The sequence below is a fragment of the Gordonia bronchialis DSM 43247 genome, assembly GCF_000024785.1.
GTDB classification, from domain to species: domain Bacteria; phylum Actinomycetota; class Actinomycetes; order Mycobacteriales; family Mycobacteriaceae; genus Gordonia; species Gordonia bronchialis.
Genome location: NC_013441.1, coordinates 4618649 through 4634320, shown reverse-complemented (window position 1 = coordinate 4634320; position 15672 = coordinate 4618649). Strand labels below are relative to the sequence as shown.

17 protein-coding genes are annotated in these 15672 nt (G+C 67.6%); 7 read left to right on the top strand and 10 right to left on the bottom strand.

Annotation, left to right across the window (positions count from 1 at the left end):
* Nucleotides 1-128 precede the first annotated feature (128 nt).
* The 3 genes from GBRO_RS21505 to GBRO_RS21495 all read left to right on the top strand — a co-directional run bounded on the left by GBRO_RS21505 (nt 129) and on the right by GBRO_RS21495 (nt 2938).
* A complete protein-coding gene (locus GBRO_RS21505) occupies nt 129-1520 on the top strand; it encodes a styrene monooxygenase/indole monooxygenase family protein (protein WP_012835961.1) in 1392 nt (463 codons plus the stop codon).
* A gap of 73 nt (nt 1521-1593) precedes the next feature.
* Nucleotides 1594-1956 (top strand): hypothetical protein, encoded by a 363-nt coding sequence (locus GBRO_RS21500; protein ID WP_041920022.1) that lies wholly within the window; start codon nt 1594-1596, stop codon nt 1954-1956.
* Between the two features lie 43 nt (nt 1957-1999).
* Nucleotides 2000-2938, top strand: coding sequence for an oxidoreductase (locus tag GBRO_RS21495; RefSeq protein ID WP_012835960.1), 939 nt, complete (start codon nt 2000-2002; stop codon nt 2936-2938).
* A 124-nt stretch (nt 2939-3062) separates the two neighbouring features.
* Here the strand turns inward: GBRO_RS21495 and GBRO_RS21490 are convergent, their stop codons facing one another.
* Nucleotides 3063-4148 (bottom strand): NAD(P)H-dependent amine dehydrogenase family protein, encoded by a 1086-nt coding sequence (locus tag GBRO_RS21490; protein WP_012835959.1) that lies wholly within the window; start codon nt 4146-4148, stop codon nt 3063-3065.
* A 25-nt stretch (nt 4149-4173) separates the two neighbouring features.
* A complete protein-coding gene (locus GBRO_RS21485) occupies nt 4174-5283 on the bottom strand; it encodes a Rieske 2Fe-2S domain-containing protein (RefSeq protein WP_012835958.1) in 1110 nt (369 codons plus the stop codon).
* A gap of 76 nt (nt 5284-5359) precedes the next feature.
* Between GBRO_RS21485 and GBRO_RS21480 the strand changes: the two genes are divergently transcribed.
* Together GBRO_RS21480 and GBRO_RS21475 are read left to right on the top strand one after the other, a co-directional pair.
* Nucleotides 5360-6082 (top strand): hypothetical protein, encoded by a 723-nt coding sequence (locus GBRO_RS21480; RefSeq protein WP_012835957.1) that lies wholly within the window; start codon nt 5360-5362, stop codon nt 6080-6082.
* Nucleotides 6083-6108: 26 nt separating this feature from the next.
* Entirely contained in the window at nt 6109-6804 is a 696-nt protein-coding gene (locus GBRO_RS21475) for a DUF6766 family protein (RefSeq protein ID WP_041920760.1), read from the top strand.
* Nucleotides 6805-6807: 3 nt separating this feature from the next.
* Here the strand turns inward: GBRO_RS21475 and GBRO_RS21470 are convergent, their stop codons facing one another.
* Together GBRO_RS21470 and GBRO_RS21465 are read right to left on the bottom strand one after the other, a co-directional pair.
* Nucleotides 6808-7350, bottom strand: coding sequence for a hypothetical protein (locus GBRO_RS21470; RefSeq protein WP_012835955.1), 543 nt, complete (start codon nt 7348-7350; stop codon nt 6808-6810).
* Nucleotides 7351-7372: 22 nt separating this feature from the next.
* The gene (locus GBRO_RS21465) at nt 7373-7810 is read right to left on the bottom strand and encodes a hypothetical protein (protein WP_012835954.1); all 438 of its coding nucleotides are present in this window, start codon (nt 7808-7810) and stop codon (nt 7373-7375) included.
* A 126-nt stretch (nt 7811-7936) separates the two neighbouring features.
* Here GBRO_RS21465 and GBRO_RS21460 point away from each other — a divergent pair, with 126 nt between their 5' ends.
* A complete protein-coding gene (locus tag GBRO_RS21460; protein WP_012835953.1) occupies nt 7937-8611 on the top strand; it encodes a nitroreductase family protein in 675 nt (224 codons plus the stop codon).
* Between the two features lies 1 nt (nt 8612).
* Entirely contained in the window at nt 8613-8870 is a 258-nt protein-coding gene (locus GBRO_RS21455) for a hypothetical protein (protein ID WP_147290675.1), read from the top strand.
* A 176-nt stretch (nt 8871-9046) separates the two neighbouring features.
* Here GBRO_RS21455 and GBRO_RS21450 read toward each other — a convergent pair whose 3' ends face one another.
* The 6 genes from GBRO_RS21450 to GBRO_RS21425 all read right to left on the bottom strand — a co-directional run bounded on the left by GBRO_RS21450 (nt 9047) and on the right by GBRO_RS21425 (nt 15661).
* Entirely contained in the window at nt 9047-9724 is a 678-nt protein-coding gene (locus GBRO_RS21450) for an SRPBCC family protein (protein WP_012835951.1), read from the bottom strand.
* Nucleotide 9725: 1 nt separating this feature from the next.
* Nucleotides 9726-10586 (bottom strand): FAD binding domain-containing protein, encoded by an 861-nt coding sequence (locus tag GBRO_RS21445; RefSeq protein ID WP_012835950.1) that lies wholly within the window; start codon nt 10584-10586, stop codon nt 9726-9728.
* Entirely contained in the window at nt 10583-12991 is a 2409-nt protein-coding gene (locus tag GBRO_RS21440) for a xanthine dehydrogenase family protein molybdopterin-binding subunit (RefSeq protein WP_012835949.1), read from the bottom strand. Before GBRO_RS21440 ends, GBRO_RS21445 begins: the two co-directional genes overlap by 4 nt.
* The gene (locus GBRO_RS21435) at nt 12988-13542 is read right to left on the bottom strand and encodes a (2Fe-2S)-binding protein (protein WP_012835948.1); all 555 of its coding nucleotides are present in this window, start codon (nt 13540-13542) and stop codon (nt 12988-12990) included. Before GBRO_RS21435 ends, GBRO_RS21440 begins: the two co-directional genes overlap by 4 nt.
* Before the next feature lie 137 nt (nt 13543-13679).
* Nucleotides 13680-14774, bottom strand: coding sequence for a vWA domain-containing protein (locus GBRO_RS21430; protein WP_012835947.1), 1095 nt, complete (start codon nt 14772-14774; stop codon nt 13680-13682).
* Complete coding sequence (locus GBRO_RS21425) at nt 14771-15661, bottom strand: AAA family ATPase (RefSeq protein WP_012835946.1); 891 nt, start codon at nt 15659-15661, stop codon at nt 14771-14773. Before GBRO_RS21425 ends, GBRO_RS21430 begins: the two co-directional genes overlap by 4 nt.
* Nucleotides 15662-15672 lie beyond the last annotated feature (11 nt).

Below are 15672 nucleotides of genomic sequence, written 5' to 3'. Positions count from 1 at the left end.
CTACTTGGCCGGCCCGGGCTGACCCGTCAGGCCTCTAACCCGTCGTGCGTCTAAACCTTCTTCCGCGACCCTGCCACCGGCACGCTTGCCCGGACTCACCGACCCGATTACTCACGAGGAGATCGACCATGGCAGCAGACGCACGGCCCGCGGATTCACGGCCCGCAGATTCACGACGGAAGGTCGCCGTTGTCGGCGCCGGACTGGCCGGCACCAGCGCGGCCCTCGGCTTCGCCGACGCCGGCTTCGACGTGACGCTCTACAGCGACCGCGACCGGGAATCGTTGCGCGACAAGGTGCCCCCGACCGGCGTCGGGGTGCTGTTCGGCAAGTCCCGCGAGTGGGATGCGGAGATCATCGACGACCTCTACGAGGTCGGCAACACCACCGGCATCAGCGTCCGGCTGCACTCCTGCAGCGGCGATGAGCGCGCCGACGTGCTCGAGTTCAACCCCGAGTACGGCTACGTGGCCCAAGCCGTCGACCTGCGGCTACGGGCCGACGACCGGCTCGGCCGGTTTCTCGATCGCGGCGGGAGGTTCGAGGTGGAGGCCGTCGACCTCGACCGTCTCGACGCGATCGCCGCCGACGCCGACATCACCCTCGTGGCCACCGGCAAGGGCGGGCTCTCGGCCCTGTTCCCGGTGGACGAATCGCGTACCCACTACCGCGAGCCGCAGCGTCGTCTGCTGCAGGTGACCCTCACCGGCCTGGACCACGGACCCGACACCTTCGCCTACCGCAGCCGCGGCGGCGGTGATCATTCGCTGTTCAACCTCGACAGCGAGAACGGCGAGATCTTCGTCGGGCCGTTCCTGCACAAGGATGCCGGGGCCACCTGGTCGTTCATCGTGTTCGCCAAGCCCGACGGCGCGTGGGCACCCAGAATCGACGACGTGCACGACGCGGTGTCCGCCCGGCAGGCCATCGTCGACATCTTCGGCGAGTTCTTCCCGCACGACGCCCCGGCCATCGAGAAGCTGCAGGTGATCGAGTCCGACCCGGTGTCGTGGCTGAAGGGTGCGGTCACCCCGACGGTGCGCAAGGCTGTCGCGCTCACCCGCGGCGGGCATGCGGTGGCGGCCATCGGCGACACGGCGATCGCCGTCGACCCGGTTGCCGGTCAGGGCGCCCAGAACACACTGATCCAGGTGGCCGAACTGGTGAAGGCGGCCACCGCGCACGAGGGCGACTTCGACGCGGCGTGGCTGTCGCAGGAGTTCGAAAAGCATTGGGAGCGGCGCGGAAAGGCGGCCGTCGAGGTGACCCGGCTGTATCTGGGCGACCCCGACTACGCGACCCACCTGGAACTGTCGTTCCCGGCCGCGGCCGTCGACGAGAAGATCGCCGCCGCGTTGTTCGGTCTGCTCTCCGAACCGAATCCGCTGCTCACCCTGGAAACCCGCGAGGATGTCCTCGGCTTCATCTCCGCGGTCGCCGGCGAACCCGCCGACGACGTGATCGGCCGTTTCGAGCCGGCCGGCCAGTTCAGCGGTGCGGGGTTGGCGGCCTCGGGCTGAGTACACCGCTCGTCCCGAAGTCGACGAGCCTTGAGGGGACAGTGAGACAACGGCTCTCAGCCAGCCCCGGAACATGGTGCGCGCCTTCGACGAACCGCACGATCAGGTCCACGACATGGGCGAAGGCGGCATCGCGCGGGTCGACGATGGAGACGTGGGTCTGCCGGGCAGGATGACGGCCATCGCCTGTCCGCCGGCGCGGCACACCGCGGCGGCATACTCCTGGCGGAAGCGCGGCGACGCCCCCATCTCGCCGCGTTCGAGATGGGGCGCGTCGACGCACACACCGCGAGTTGTGCGCCGCCGAATGCCCGACGGCGACCACGTCGTCGAGGTCGATCTGCGGATATCGCGATGCGATGGACGGCACCGCATCGAAGGCGGCGACAACGTCGGTGAAGGTGACCGGCCATCACGGCGGTGGTTATCCATGTGATACGAAGTCAGGTGCCGTTTGCGTCGGAGGATGGGGGGATCAGATGTCGAGGTCTGGGTGGGCCCTGTCCGATGCGCCCCCGCAGACGGGCCGGGTTGTCGTGGTGACCGGTGCCAACTCGGGGATCGGCCGCGCGACCGCGTTCGGGCTGGCGACCCTGGGTGCCCGGGTGATCCTGGCGTGCCGCAACGAGAAGACCGCGGCGGAGGCTGCCGATGAGATCGCTGTGGCAGTGCCCGGCGCCGACCTCGACGTGGTGCAACTCGACCTGTCCGACCTCTCGTCGGTACGCCGTGCGGCCGCCGAGATCTGTGCGCAATACCCGAGCTTGGATCTGCTCGTGAACAACGCCGGCGTGATGAGTGGCAGGCGTGAGCTCACCGCCGACGGCTTCGAGGTGGACTTCGGCACCAACTTCCTGGGGCATTTCGTCTGGACTCACGATCTGCTGCAACGGATTTCGGTCGGGGGTCGGGTGATCACCGTCGGATCGCATGCCCATCGCACCGGCGTCATCGACTTCGACGACCTCACCATGGGGCAACGGTTCACCTCGCCCGCGGCCTACGCGCGTTCCAAACTCGCGCAGATGCTGTTTGCCTTCGAACTCGATCGTCGGCTGTCGGCGGCGTCGGTGCCGGTCGTCTCGCTCGCCGCCCATCCCGGCGGGACCCGCACCGGTGTGATGCGGGAACAGAACCGTTTTCTGCAGTGGGCGTACTTCGCGCCGTCGCTGCGGTGGCTCACCGACCGCTTCATCATGGACCCGCCCGAAGGGATGCTGTCCATCCTGCGCGCCGCCACCGACCCGAAAGCTGCTGGCGGCCAATACTATGGCCCGACCGGCCGGCTCGGCCTCGCCGGCCCACCGGTCCTCGTGACGCCATCGGCCCGGGCACTCGACCGCGACGTCGCGGCGCGTCTGTGGACGGTGGCCGAGGAACTGACCGGTGTGCACTACGGCCTCGCCGGCGGTCACTAAAAGTAGGGGAAGGATTTCTTTCCCCGAGTTCTGGTTTCCTCCCCGAGAAACTCTTCACGGACGAAACCAAAAGTAGGGGAAAGAAATCCTTCCCCTGCTTTTGGTCGGGGCCCCAGTGCGGCGCTCAGATCGCGAACCGCCCCGCGAACGTGCGCAACGGCAGATCGGCACTCGTGATGATGCCCGGCCAGGCATCGACGACGGAGCGGATGGAGTTCAGCGCGGGCAGTCCGGTCACGGTCATGCCGATCGACGCGAAGCTTGCCGGGTCGGACAGGTCGACGCCCTTCTTCGGGAAGATCATGTGCTTGGAGTAGATGCTGGGATCGCCGGTGACGTGAGTGATGTAGCAGCCCTGAATGTTCCACGCCGGATCGGTGTGCGGGGTCATCTGCCATTCGAGGTGCGTTTCCACCCGCGGCACGCCGTCGACCATGCCCTGGTACTTGATGTAGTTGGCGCCCAGGGAGCCCTTGGGCATGAAGTACCAGCCGAGGTCGACGTCCTTGGTGCAGGCGCCGAGTTCATAGGAGAACGTCACCTCGTCGAGTTCGAGGTCGAAGGCGTCGGCCATCAGGTACACGGAGTCCGCGAACACGGCGGTGTACTTGTGCAGTGAATCCGGGATGGTCGGGTCGTCGACGGGGCGGCCGTAGCCGACGGCCTTCCAGGTGTCGACGGAGTGATGGCAGGATACATCCACCGATTCGGTGACGGTGATGTTCTTGATTCCGGAAACGTCTGCGGTGTGCACGATTCCGAGGATCTGGGCGAGACCGGGATTCATGCCGGTGCCGTAGAAGGTGGCCCCGCCCCGGGCACAGGCGTCGGCGATCACCTCGCTGACCTTGCGCCCCGACGGATGAGGATGGTTGGTGTCGCGGTGGTGGCCGGTGATCCAGTCGGCGGTGGTGACGATGTTGATGCCGGCCTCGAGGACCGCGACGTAGAGATCCTCGTCGGGGAACACGCCGTGGAAGGTGAGCACGTCGGGTTTGGCGGCGATGATCTCCTCGACAGACCCGGTCGCGATCACCCCGATCGGCTCGCCGCCGACGATCTCTCCGGCGTCGCAGCCGACCTTCTCCGACGTATAGCAGTGCAGCCCAACGAGTTCGAGGTCGGGGTGCTCCTGGATGCGACCGATCATCTCGGTGCCCAGATTGCCGGTGGCGACCTGGAATACGCGGATCTTCTCGGCGGTGGTCATGGTGTGGTCCTTTCCTGGAGCCGAGCTACTGCCCGGCGAGACTGCGCAGACGATCGAGTTCGGTGCGGCGGATGCGGACGTACTCGCCGTCGGCGTCGGCGGGCAGAACGGCGCCGCTGGCGGGTTGCCGGGCGGGGTCGACGCCTGACGGCCCGCCGTCGGGATAGAACTGGACGGCCCACTCCCGCAACGCCTTGAAACCCGCGAACTCCTTGCGGGACAACGCCGGAGGGTCGGAGTAGCGCTGATGGGCCCAGATCTCGATGTCGGCCTCGAACTGTTCGATCACGAAGCCGGCCATCGTCTTTCCGTACTCGGTGATCTCGGGACCGTCCTCACCCGGTTTACGCCCGATCCACACCGTGAACCGAACGTCGGAGGTGTGCTCGTCGACAGGGGTCACCGCCGGCATGGTCCGGTTGTCGATCATGCCCCAGCTCTTGGTGACCGAGCAGCCGAGACCGGCGTTGATGGATTCCACACCACTGGTGGCCTTTTCGAGAGTCCCACCCTCGTCGAAGGCGATCGTGAAGTCGACGTAGGACACCGGTCCGGAGAAGTCGTGCCGGGTGAACTCGGGCATGAACGGCGTCTTGTGCACGAACTTGAAGTGGGCGAAGTCGACGCCGTTCTCCATGATGTACTGCGGATGGATCTCCAGCCCGGGCCGGAACAGGGTGGCGCCCGGCACCGGTGGGTAGTAGTCGTCGGCCGTCTTGTCGTCGCCGAAGTCGCCGAAGATGTCCGGCACGTCGAAGTACGGTGCACTACCGCCCACGTCGTACCAGATCCACACCGCCGCGTTACGTTCCAAGGCTGGATAGCTGCGGATGCGACGACCCTTGTTCGGGTGGTTCTCGTAGGGCACACACACGTTGCGGCCCTCGGTGTTCCACTCCCAGCCGTGGAACGGGCACACCAGACTCTCGCCCTCCACATGCCCACCGTGGCCGAGGTGTGCCCCGAGGTGTTCGCAGTAAGCGTCGAAGACGACGATTCGCCCCGACGTCGTACGCCAGGCCACCATCTCCTGCCCGAAGTACTTCATCGTGTGCACGTCGCCCACGCCGATCTCGGCCGACCAGGCGACCTGGAACCAGCCGGTGGGCTTCATGGACAGCGGTGTCTGCGCCATGAGTGGACGATAGAACCCTCTGTGAAAGTATGCAAGAAGGTTCTGTGAAAGACCGTCGAGCGGCTACGATGCGCCTGTGACCACCGATGCCTCTACTCCGCGGCGCAGCGCCAACAAACGCGGCATCGCCACCCGGGAGGCGATGCTCGACGCGGCGGTCACCTCCCTTGCCGGTGGTGACCCGAACTCCGTGTCGGGCAATCGGATCGCCAAGGACATCGGGGCCACCTGGGGTGTCATCAAGTATCAGTTCGGCGACATCGACGGACTCTGGGCAGCCGTTCTGCACCACACGGCTGTTCGCCGCGGAGATCTGCCGATCACCTCGGGTGCCGCGGGCACGTCGCGGAGGCGTCGCGGAGATCTGCCGATCACCTCGGGTGCCGCGGGGACGTCGCGTAGGCGTCGCGGAGATCTGCCCGTGGTCGCCGACGGCGACGGCTCGCTGACCGAACGGGTGAGCGGCATCGTCGAACTCATGTATGCGGGCCTGATGGAACCGGATTCGCGAGCCATCGAAACCCTGCGAGCCGCGCTGCCCCGTGATCCGGCCGAGCTGGAACGTCTCTTTCCCAAGACCGCCGCCGAACTCGCCTCGTGGGGGCCGCTGTGGGTGGATGCCTGCGAACGCGCCTTCGCCGACCTCGACGTCCCGGCCGCGCGCGTTCGTGAGGTCGCGGCGTTCCTGCCGGGCGCCATGCGCGGTCTGGTGTCGGAGAAGCAGCTCGGCAGTTATCAGGATCAGGAACTCGCCCGACGAGGACTGGCCAACGCGATCATCGCGTACCTGTCACCGTGATCGCCGCTGCCACCTACCGTAGGACCATGGACGCCGACGCGCCTCCCCGTCTCACCGGTGTCCGCGCCTTCCTCCGGGACAACGGACTGGCACTGGCGTGTGGTGGTCTGTTCCTGATCTTCTTCATCGGCATGGTCGCGTCTGGCTGGGACGTCTACAACCAGGAGCAGAGCAGTCACGGATCTCCGCCCGTCTCACTGTTCGGCTACCTGGGCAGTGGCGACTTCATCGAGGCCACCTTCGAGAACTGGGAATCGGAGTTCCTGCAGATGGGGATGTACGTGGTGCTGACCGCGTTTCTGTATCAGAAGGGGTCCTCGGAGTCGAAGCCCATCGGGTCTGCGGCGCCACAGGATGCCGACCCGCGACAGGCGCGCATCGAGAAGCACACGCCGTGGCCGGTGCGTCGTGGCGGCTGGGTGCTGTGGCTCTACGAGAACTCGCTCTCGATCATCTTCTTCGTTCTGTTCTTCGCATCCTTTGCACTGCACGCTGTGGGCGGTGCGGCTGCCTACAGCGACGAGCAGATCCAGCACGGCGAGGCACCGGTGACGGTGTGGCAGTATCTGGGCACCTCCCAGTTCTGGTTCGAGTCGATGCAGAACTGGCAGAGCGAGTTCATCGCGGTGGCTGCGATCGTGGTGTTGTCGATCTACTTCCGGCAGAGAGGGTCTGCCGAATCCAAACCGGTGGCCGATCCCAACCGCGATACCGGCGCCTGAACGTCACGCGACGTTGATCGCCGTGAGCCCCGGGATGACGCTGATCACCGACGGTGGCGCCTGATACTGCTCGCGCAACACCGACACCGTCGCGACCACCGTGCCCGCACCGGTCGTCACGTTGGCCGCGGTGGAAAGTGACGCCGGATAGCCGTCGACGCTGAATCTCGGCTTCTGCCAATGACGTAACGCCACGGTTCCCGACTTGCCGTTGGTGAGGTTGCGCCACGATACCGCGACGTACCGATAGGAGTACTGATAGTGGTACGGCGCCGGGTTGGTCACGGTGAACGTCACCGCGGCCGGCGGCGGCGGATACTGCAGCGTTCGAATTCCGGGCCGCGCGAGGACCGTGACCGGTCGGAAGGAACCGCCCGGCACGCCACCCGGCCCGACCTCGATACCGCCGGTGGCGGGCAACGTGAAGGTCGCGACGTTGTCCGGGGCAACGGGCGCCGCCGATGCCATGGCGGTGGCCGCGGTGACGCCCACCGCGAGGACGCCGACGGCCAGAACTGCGGTGAGCCCGCGTCGAAGACGTGACATGGTGTCTGCCCCTGTCCGAGGATCAGCCGCGGTAGGGCTGGATGTCGATGGTCATCTTCGTCGCGCCCACGCTCGGCGCGTTGGTGCTTACCGTGACGTCATAGATCCCCGGCTTGCCGGGCGAGACGATGTCGCGCGACGTTCCCCAGACGCCCGGGCCCACGATGTGCCGGGTGAACTTCTTTGACGGCCCACCTGCGCGCGGCGTGAACGTGTAGGTGAGATCCACCGAACACGGTCCAACGCCCAGGAGGTTGCTCTGCAGGAACAACACCGCCTGGCTCGGGTAGTGGCCGACACCCACGTCGACCGTTCCGGCACACGGGCCGTTGGCCAGCGTGTACAGCGTGGTCTGGGTCTTGCCGTCGGCGGCGGACGACGGGCCCGCACCCAGCGTTGCCGCTGCCACGGCCGTTGCTGCGGCGCCCGCGATCATCCAGGTCTTACGTGACGGTGTCATGCGATGTCCTCCGTGGCTGTCCCGTGTCGTGAGGTGCGTGTGGATTCCATCGTCGACCGGCCGGAGTTCGTTAGCGACGGGAACGGTTCACGAGTTGTGTCGGTGGCAACCACTTAGGCTGAGTGCATGGAGCTAGCCGATGTGATGACCACGACCTTCGCGGCCCGCAAGTTCACCGACGACCCGGTCCCCGACGACGTTCTGTTCGCGATCTTCGACCTCGCCCGATTCGCGCCGAGCGGCGGGAACCGGCAGGGCGCTCACGCGGTGATCATCCGCGACGCCGACACCAAGGCCCGGATCGCCGAGCTGAGCAAGACGGCTGCGCGCCGCTACCTCGCCCAGCGCGGCGCGGGAGAGAGTCCGTGGAATCCGGTCTCGCCCCCCGGGGTGACCCAGCAGCAGATCGACGAGGTGCCCGGCGTCGACGACTTCGTCGCCCCGATCGCCAAAGCGCCTGTGGTGCTGGTCTTCTCGATCGACCTGTCGGTGGTGGCCGCGGTGGACCAGGATCTGGACCGGGTGGGAGTGGTCAGTGGCGGATCGGTGTACCCGCTGATCTGGAACGTCCTGCTCGCCGCCCGATCGCTGGGCTACGGTGGCACCTTCACCACCATGGCGGTCACCGAGGAGTCGAAGGTGCGAGAGTTGTTGGGAATCCCCGACACTCACGCCATCGCCGCCGTCGTCCCGCTGGGAAAGCCGGTGAAACAGCTGACCAGACTACGGCGACAGCCGGTCGAGGAATTCGTGACCCTGGAGCGCTTCGACGGCACACCGCTTCGCGGCGGTGATTCCTGACGTGAACCGATCCCGTCGGAGAACGACTTGGGCGGGTGGTGCTGTCGTGCTCGCGGCCCTGGCCCTCGCGTTGCCGACGCCTGCCGGCGCACAGGCCCAGCCCTGGGGAACCGTGCGGGTGCAGCCGTCGACGAGCGCCTGCGGCGGGCACGACCTGGCGAGTCGTGCCGAGCGTGCCGCCGCATTCGACGCCGGCTACACCCGCGGTGCCGCCGCCTGCGACGCCATCCTCGGCGCGCGCGTGTTCCCGCGCGGCTGAGCCAGAACCCGCAGACGCGAGCCGACAGCGGGAGCGCGATGTTCCTCCTCCACCTGTTGGTTCTTCCGCCGACTGCAGACGGCGGAAGAACTGAATGCAGGAGGACGAGTTCTCGTCCGCCACCTTCGGCAGTGTCGAAGGGGCGGTGAGACAACCGGTTGGCGATCTGGAGAACGTCAGCGACGTGATCGACGCACCAGCACGAACACCAGTGCGCCGAGCACCACCGCACCGACGATCGGCGCGACACGTTTGAGCACCGAGCCGCCGGCGTAGGCCATCAGGTCGAGCGGCTCGGTCTCCTCGGCCGGCTGGGGCACCGCACGAGGTTTCGACGGTTCGGGCTGCGACGGAGTCGCCGGCACCTCGGAAGGCGAGGCCGCCGGGGCAGTCTCGGCGGCGGCCGGCTCCGGTTCACCGAGCTTCTTCGACAGGCAGTTCGCGAACTGGTCGATGATCTTGCCGCCGACGTCGGACAGCATGCCGCGGCCGAACTGCGCCGGTTTGCCGGTGATCGCCAGATCGGTGAGGACGGTGCCGGTGGTGGTGCCACCCTCGTCGGTGAGCGTCATCGACACGGTGGCCTTCGCTGTGCCCTGACCCTTCGATTCCTTTGCGCTGCCCTCGATCACAGCGCGATGGGCACCCTCGTCCTTCTCGATGAAGGTGCCGACGCCCTTGTACACCAGGGCGACCGGACCGATCTTCACCTTGATCTGCCCGGTGAATTTGTCGCCGTCGACCTCGGTGAGCGTGGCGCCGGGCATACATCCCGCGACGCGTTCCGGATCGATCAGCGCCGCCCAGACGGTGGCGATCGGCGCGTCGACCGAAAAGCTGTGTTCCAGTTGCATGTCAGGCGCCCACTGCCGCCACGACCGCACGCCGGGTGAGGACCTTCGCCAGATGGGTCCGGTACTCGGAGTCGGCGTTCGGATCGCTCATCGGGTCGGTGCCCTCGGCGGCATGCTCGGCCGCGGCCCGGATCACGTCGGCATCGGCACGCTGCCCGACGAGAGCCTGTTCCACCGCCCTCGCCCGGATCGGCACCGCACCCATGTTGGTCAGCCCGACCGCCGCATCACGGATCGTGCCGCCGGCGTCGTCGACCTCGAGGGTCACCGCGACGGCGATGATCGACCAGCTCTGCGCGATCCGATGGAACTTCTCGTAGTGCGCCGCCCATCCGGTGTGCTTCGGAATGCGGATCGAGGCCAGGATCTCGTCGGGTTCCAATGCGGTGGTGAAGATGTCGGTGAAGAACTCCGCCGCGGGCACCTCGCGCTGCCCACCCGGTCCCACGACGGTCATCGTCGCGTCGAGGGCGACGGCGACCGAACTCAGATCACCGGCCGGGTCGGCATGGGCGAGCGATCCACCGAATGTGCCGCGGTGGCGGATCTGCGGGTCCGCGACGGTCTGCTCGGCGTCGGACAGCAGCGCGGCGTGCTGGACGACGAGGGGATCGGTCATCACGTCGTGGTGGGTGGTCATCGCCCCGACGACGATCGCGTCGCCGTCCTCGCGTACCCCACGCAACTCCGCGATCTTCCCGAGGTCCACGAGGGCGCTCGGTGAGTTCAGCCGCAGCCGCAGCACCGGCATGAGGCTCTGCCCGCCGGCGATCACCTTGGCGTCCTCGCCGGCGTCGGCCAGCGCGGAGACTGCCTCGGCGAGGGTGGTGGGGGCGAGATAGTCGAACTTCGACGGAATCATTGCGCACCTCCCGATGCGGTCTGGGCGGATGCGATGGCCTTCCACACCCGCATGGGACTGCAGGGCATCTCGATGTCGCGCACACCGAGGTGGCGCACCGCGTCGAGCACCGCGTTGACCACCGCCGGCGTCGAGGCGATGGTGCCTGCCTCACCAACTCCTTTGACGCCCAGCGCATTTCCGGTCGCGGGTGTCTCGGTGCGGTCGGTGATGAAGTGCGGCAGGTCGGGCGAGCCAGGTACCAGGTACTCGGCGAACGACCCCGAGAGCAAGGTGCCCGACTCGTCGTAGATCGCGTCCTCGTAGAGAGCCTGCGCGATACCCTGCGCGAGACCGCCGTGCACCTGCCCCTCCACGATCAGCGGGTTGACGACCTTGCCGATGTCGTCGACGCATACGTACTTGCGGATCTTCACGAATCCGGTCTCGGTGTCCACCTCGACGGCGCACAGGTGGGTGCCGTGCGGGAACGAGAAGTTCTCCGGATCGTAGGTCGCTTCCGAATCGAGGTTCGGCTCAACGCCTTCGGGCATGTCGTGGGCGGCGAAAACCGCCAGGGCGACGTCGGCGATGCCGATGGCCTTCTCGGTGCCCTTGACCGTGAACTTGCCCTCGGCGAACTCGAGGTCGTCCTCGGCCGCCTCCATCAGATGAGCGGCGATCGGGCGGGCCTTGTCCACCACCTTCTCGGCGGCCTTGACGACCGCCATACCGCCGACCGCCAGCGAACGCGACCCGTAGGTGTCCAGCCCGCGGGGCGATGACTGGGTGTCGCCGTGGAGCACCTCGACGTCCTCGAAGGGAACTCCGAGCCGATCGGCCACGATCTGGCTCCACGCCGTCTCGTGACCCTGGCCGTGCGCCGAACTGCCGGTGACGACCTCGACCTTGCCGGTCGGCAGCATCCGGATCGCCGCGTGCTCCCAACCGCCCGCGCCGCCGCCGAGCTCACCCATGATGCGTGACGGCGCGAGGCCGCACATTTCGGTGAAGGTGGACACGCCGATCCCGAGTTGCACGGTGTCACCGCGTTCTCGCCGCTCCGCCTGCTCGGCGCGCAATCCGTCGTAGTCGAACAGTTCCTTGGCCTTGGCTGTCGCGGCCTCGTAGTTACCCGAGTCGTAGGTCATCCCGGCGACCGTGGTGAACGGGAACTCCTCGTGCTTGATCCAGTTCTTCTCCCGCAGTTCGAGCGGATCCATCCCGAGCTCGGTGGCGAGTTCGTCCATCATCCGCTCGATCGCGAAGGTCGCCTCGGGACGCCCGGCACCCCGATACGCGTCGGTGGGCACCTTGTTGGTGAACACGTTGGTGCAGGCGAAGTGATAGGCGTCGAACTTGTAGATGCTGTTGAACATGAAGGCGCCGAGGATCGGGACCGCGGCGGTGAACACCCGCAGACATGCGCCCATGTCGGCGAGCAGTTCGGCCTTCATGCCGGTGACGGTGCCGTCGCGGCGCGCGGTGAGCGTCAGCTTCTGGATCTGGTCGCGACCATGGTGGGCAGCCTGCATCGACTCGCTGCGCGACTCGGTGTACTTGACCGGCTTGCCGAGCCGACGCGCGACCAGCAGCGCGAGCACCTCTTCCGGACAGACCTGCAGCTTGCCGCCGAAACCGCCGCCGACGTCGGGTGCGATCACCCGCAGTTTGTGCTCCGGGATGCCGAGTGTCATCGCCAGCATGAGACGCAGGATGTGCGGCACCTGGGTGGCCGACCACATGGTGATCTGTGCGCCGGTCGGGTCGACGACCACCGACCGCGGTTCCATGAACGCCGGGATCAGACGCTGCTGGCGCAGAGTGCGCTCGACGACGACCTCGGCGTCGCGGATCGCGTCGTCCATGCTGCTGCCGGTGCCCGCCTCGGCGGAGTCGAATACCCACACGGCCTGCACATTGGTTCCCAGGTCGGGATACACGAGGTCGGCGCCATCACTCGCGGCGACCGCGAGATCGAGGACGACGGGCAGATCGTCGTAGTCGATATCGATGTTCTCGAGTGCGTCGTGGGCGGCGTACGGGTCTCGGGCGACGACGATGGCGACCGCCTCACCCGCGAACCGCACGGTGTCCACCGCGATCGACGGTGCGGGCGGGACCAGCATGTCGGGGGTGATCTGCATGGCATTCGGCAGGCTGGCCTGCTCGTCGGCGAAGTCGGCACCGGTGTAGACCGCGACGACGCCGGGCATCGTCTTGGCGGCTTCGACGTCGATGTTGGTGATCCGCGCATGTGCGAAGGGGCTGCGCAGGATCGCGATGTGCAGCATGCCGGGCAACACCAGATTGTCGGTCCAGCGGGTGCGGCCGGTGATGAGGTGCTCGTCCTCCTTGCGGACCCGGGCCTTGCCGACTTCGGCGGAATCCGGTCCGGCGGCACCCGGTTCGATGGTGGTGGTCATTGCTGGCCTCCCGTCTCCTGCATCGCCGGTGCCGCCGCGTCCTGCCCGGCTGATGTCCCGGTGCGTTCCACCCGGGGCGAGGCGTCGGCCCGCAAGCGCTGCGCCGCATCCAGGGCCGCGGCGACGATGTTCTGATAACCGGTGCAACGGCACAGGTTGCCTTCGAGGCCCTCACGGACGTCGTGCTCGTCGGGCTTCGGATTCTCGGCGAGGAGGTCGATCGTCGACATGATCATGCCGGGAGTGCAGTAGCCGCACTGCAGTCCGTGATTGTCCCGAAACGCCTCCTGCACAGGATGCAGTGAACCGTCGGGGCCACGCAGACCTTCGACGGTGGTGATGTCGGCGCCGTCGGCCTGCACGGCGAGCACCGAGCACGATTTCACGCTGTGGCCGTTCAGCAGCACCGTGCAGGCGCCGCAATTGCTTGTGTCGCAACCGATCACGGTGCCGACCTTGCCCAGCTGATTTCGTAGATGGTGTACGAGCAAGGTGCGTGGTTCCACCTCGTCCTCGTAGGTTGTGCCGTCGACGGTGACTGCTATCCGCATGTTGACCTCCGATGCGTTCGCCACAGGTGGGCTGAGGGCGTGGCGAAGCCCCTCAGAACAACTGTGCGCCTCCGGTGCTCGTCAGATGTCCGAAATCGCGGATCCCGTGGCAGCGAACCGGGTTTCACAGTGCCCTCTCAGGCGTCTCGGATGGCGGCCAGCAGTTCCTGCAGAGTGGCCAGCGAGTGGCCGGCGAGCAAGCGGTCGAGGTGCGGTAGTGCCGCGGCGATCCCGCCCTGGATCGGCTGATAGCCGTCGGCGCCGGCATGCGGGTTGACCCAGAACACCGCGCGGGCGAGGCGTCGCAGCTGTGCCATCTGCACTGCCAGCAGCGTCGGATCGCCGCGTTCCCAGCCGTCGGAGAAGATCACCACGACGGCACCGCGGGCGGCGCCGCGGCGACCCCACCGATCCAGGAACGCCTGCAGGGTTTCGCCCAGACGCGTTCCGCCGGCCCAGTCCGGTACCGCGCGCCCGGCCGCGACGAGCGCCTGGTCGGGATCGGCCGAGCGCAGTGCCCGCGACAGTCGGGTGAGGCGGGTGCCGAGCGAGAACACCTCCGTGTCGCCGGGCGCGACCCGGGTCACGACATGCGCGAACCGCAGCAGGGCATCGGCGTACGGGCTCATCGATCCGGACACATCGAGCAGCAGCACCACCCGGCGCGGGCGCGTCGCGCGTCGGTGCCGGCGCGGGCGCACCGGTTCGCCGCCCGCGGCGAGCATGTCGCGGACGGTCTGCCGCCGGTCCACCTCGCCACGTCGTGCGGGGGCGCGGCGGAGTGCCGGACGACGCGGCGGCACCGGGGCCAGCTGGCCGATGAGCTCGGCGAGATGTGCGCGTTCGGCCGCCGACAGCGTTGCGATGTCCCGGTGCCGCAGCACCTCGGTGTCGTCGGCGGCCACCGCAAGGGCCGGACCCGCTCCGCTCGTCTCCTGCGCATCGGCGCTGCGCAGCGCGGCCACGCGCGATTGGCGGGGTTGGGCCGGGCGCCGGGTCGCGCGCGGCATCCGATCACCGAACCAGGCCTCGAAGGCCAGGTCGAAGCGGGGGAGGTCGTCGGGATCGCGGCACAGCGTGGCCTGGGCGGTCCAGTACACCTGCGTCATGTCGGCGAGGTCGATCTCGCGCAGGGCACGGGTGAACAGCTCCACCGAATCGGTCGCGACCGGCAGACCGGCATGGGTCAGGCTCCGCGCGAAACCCGCGATCCCGACCAGCTCGGCGCTCATGCCAACAGCCGGTCCAGTCCGGCGCGCACCACGCGGTCGACGTCCTCGCGGTACTTCAGCACCGCACCCAGGGTGGCGGCGGCGATCTCGGCGTCGAGCACGTCACGGTCGAGTTCGCGCAACGCGCGCGCCCAATCCAGCGTCTCGGCGACGCCCGGCGGTTTGAGCAGTTCCAGCGTGCGCAGCTTCTGGACCGCCCCGGCAACCTGGGCGGCCAGGTCGTCGCCGATGGCGGGCACGCGGCGGCCCAGGATGGCGATCTCGCGATCCAGCGACGGGTGTTCGAGCCAGTGGTAGAGGCAGCGGCGTTTGAGGGCGTCGTGCACCTCGCGGGTGCGGTTGGAGGTGAGGATCGCCAGCGGCGGGGTCGATGCCGCGATGTGCCCGAGCTCGGGGATGGTGACCGCGTTCTCGTCCAGGAGCTGGAGGAGGAATGCCTCGAATTCGTCGTCGGCCCGGTCGATCTCGTCGATGAGCAACACACACGGAGCCTCGGTGAGTGCCCGCAACAGCGGACGCGCGAGCAGGAATCTGTCCGTGTAGAGCGATGTTTCGGCCGCGTCGGCATCCAGCGGTCCGACGCTGGCCGCCTCCAGGGTGCGCAGGTGCAACAGCTGGCGCGGGAAGTCCCAGTCGTAGAGCGCTTGCGCGGCGTCGATGCCCTCATGGCATTGCAGGCGGATCAACGGCAGATCCAGGGCCTGCGCCAGCCCGACGGCGAGTGATGTCTTGCCGGTACCCGGCTCGCCTTCGCAGAACAGCGGCCGACCCATCCGCAGGGCGAGGAACGCGGCCATCGCCAGGCCGTCGTCGGCGAGGTAGCCGGTGTGCTCCAGCGCGGCCGTTAGTTCGGCCGGTGACCGGGGCAGAGCTGGTGGAAGGGTCATGACGCGAGCCT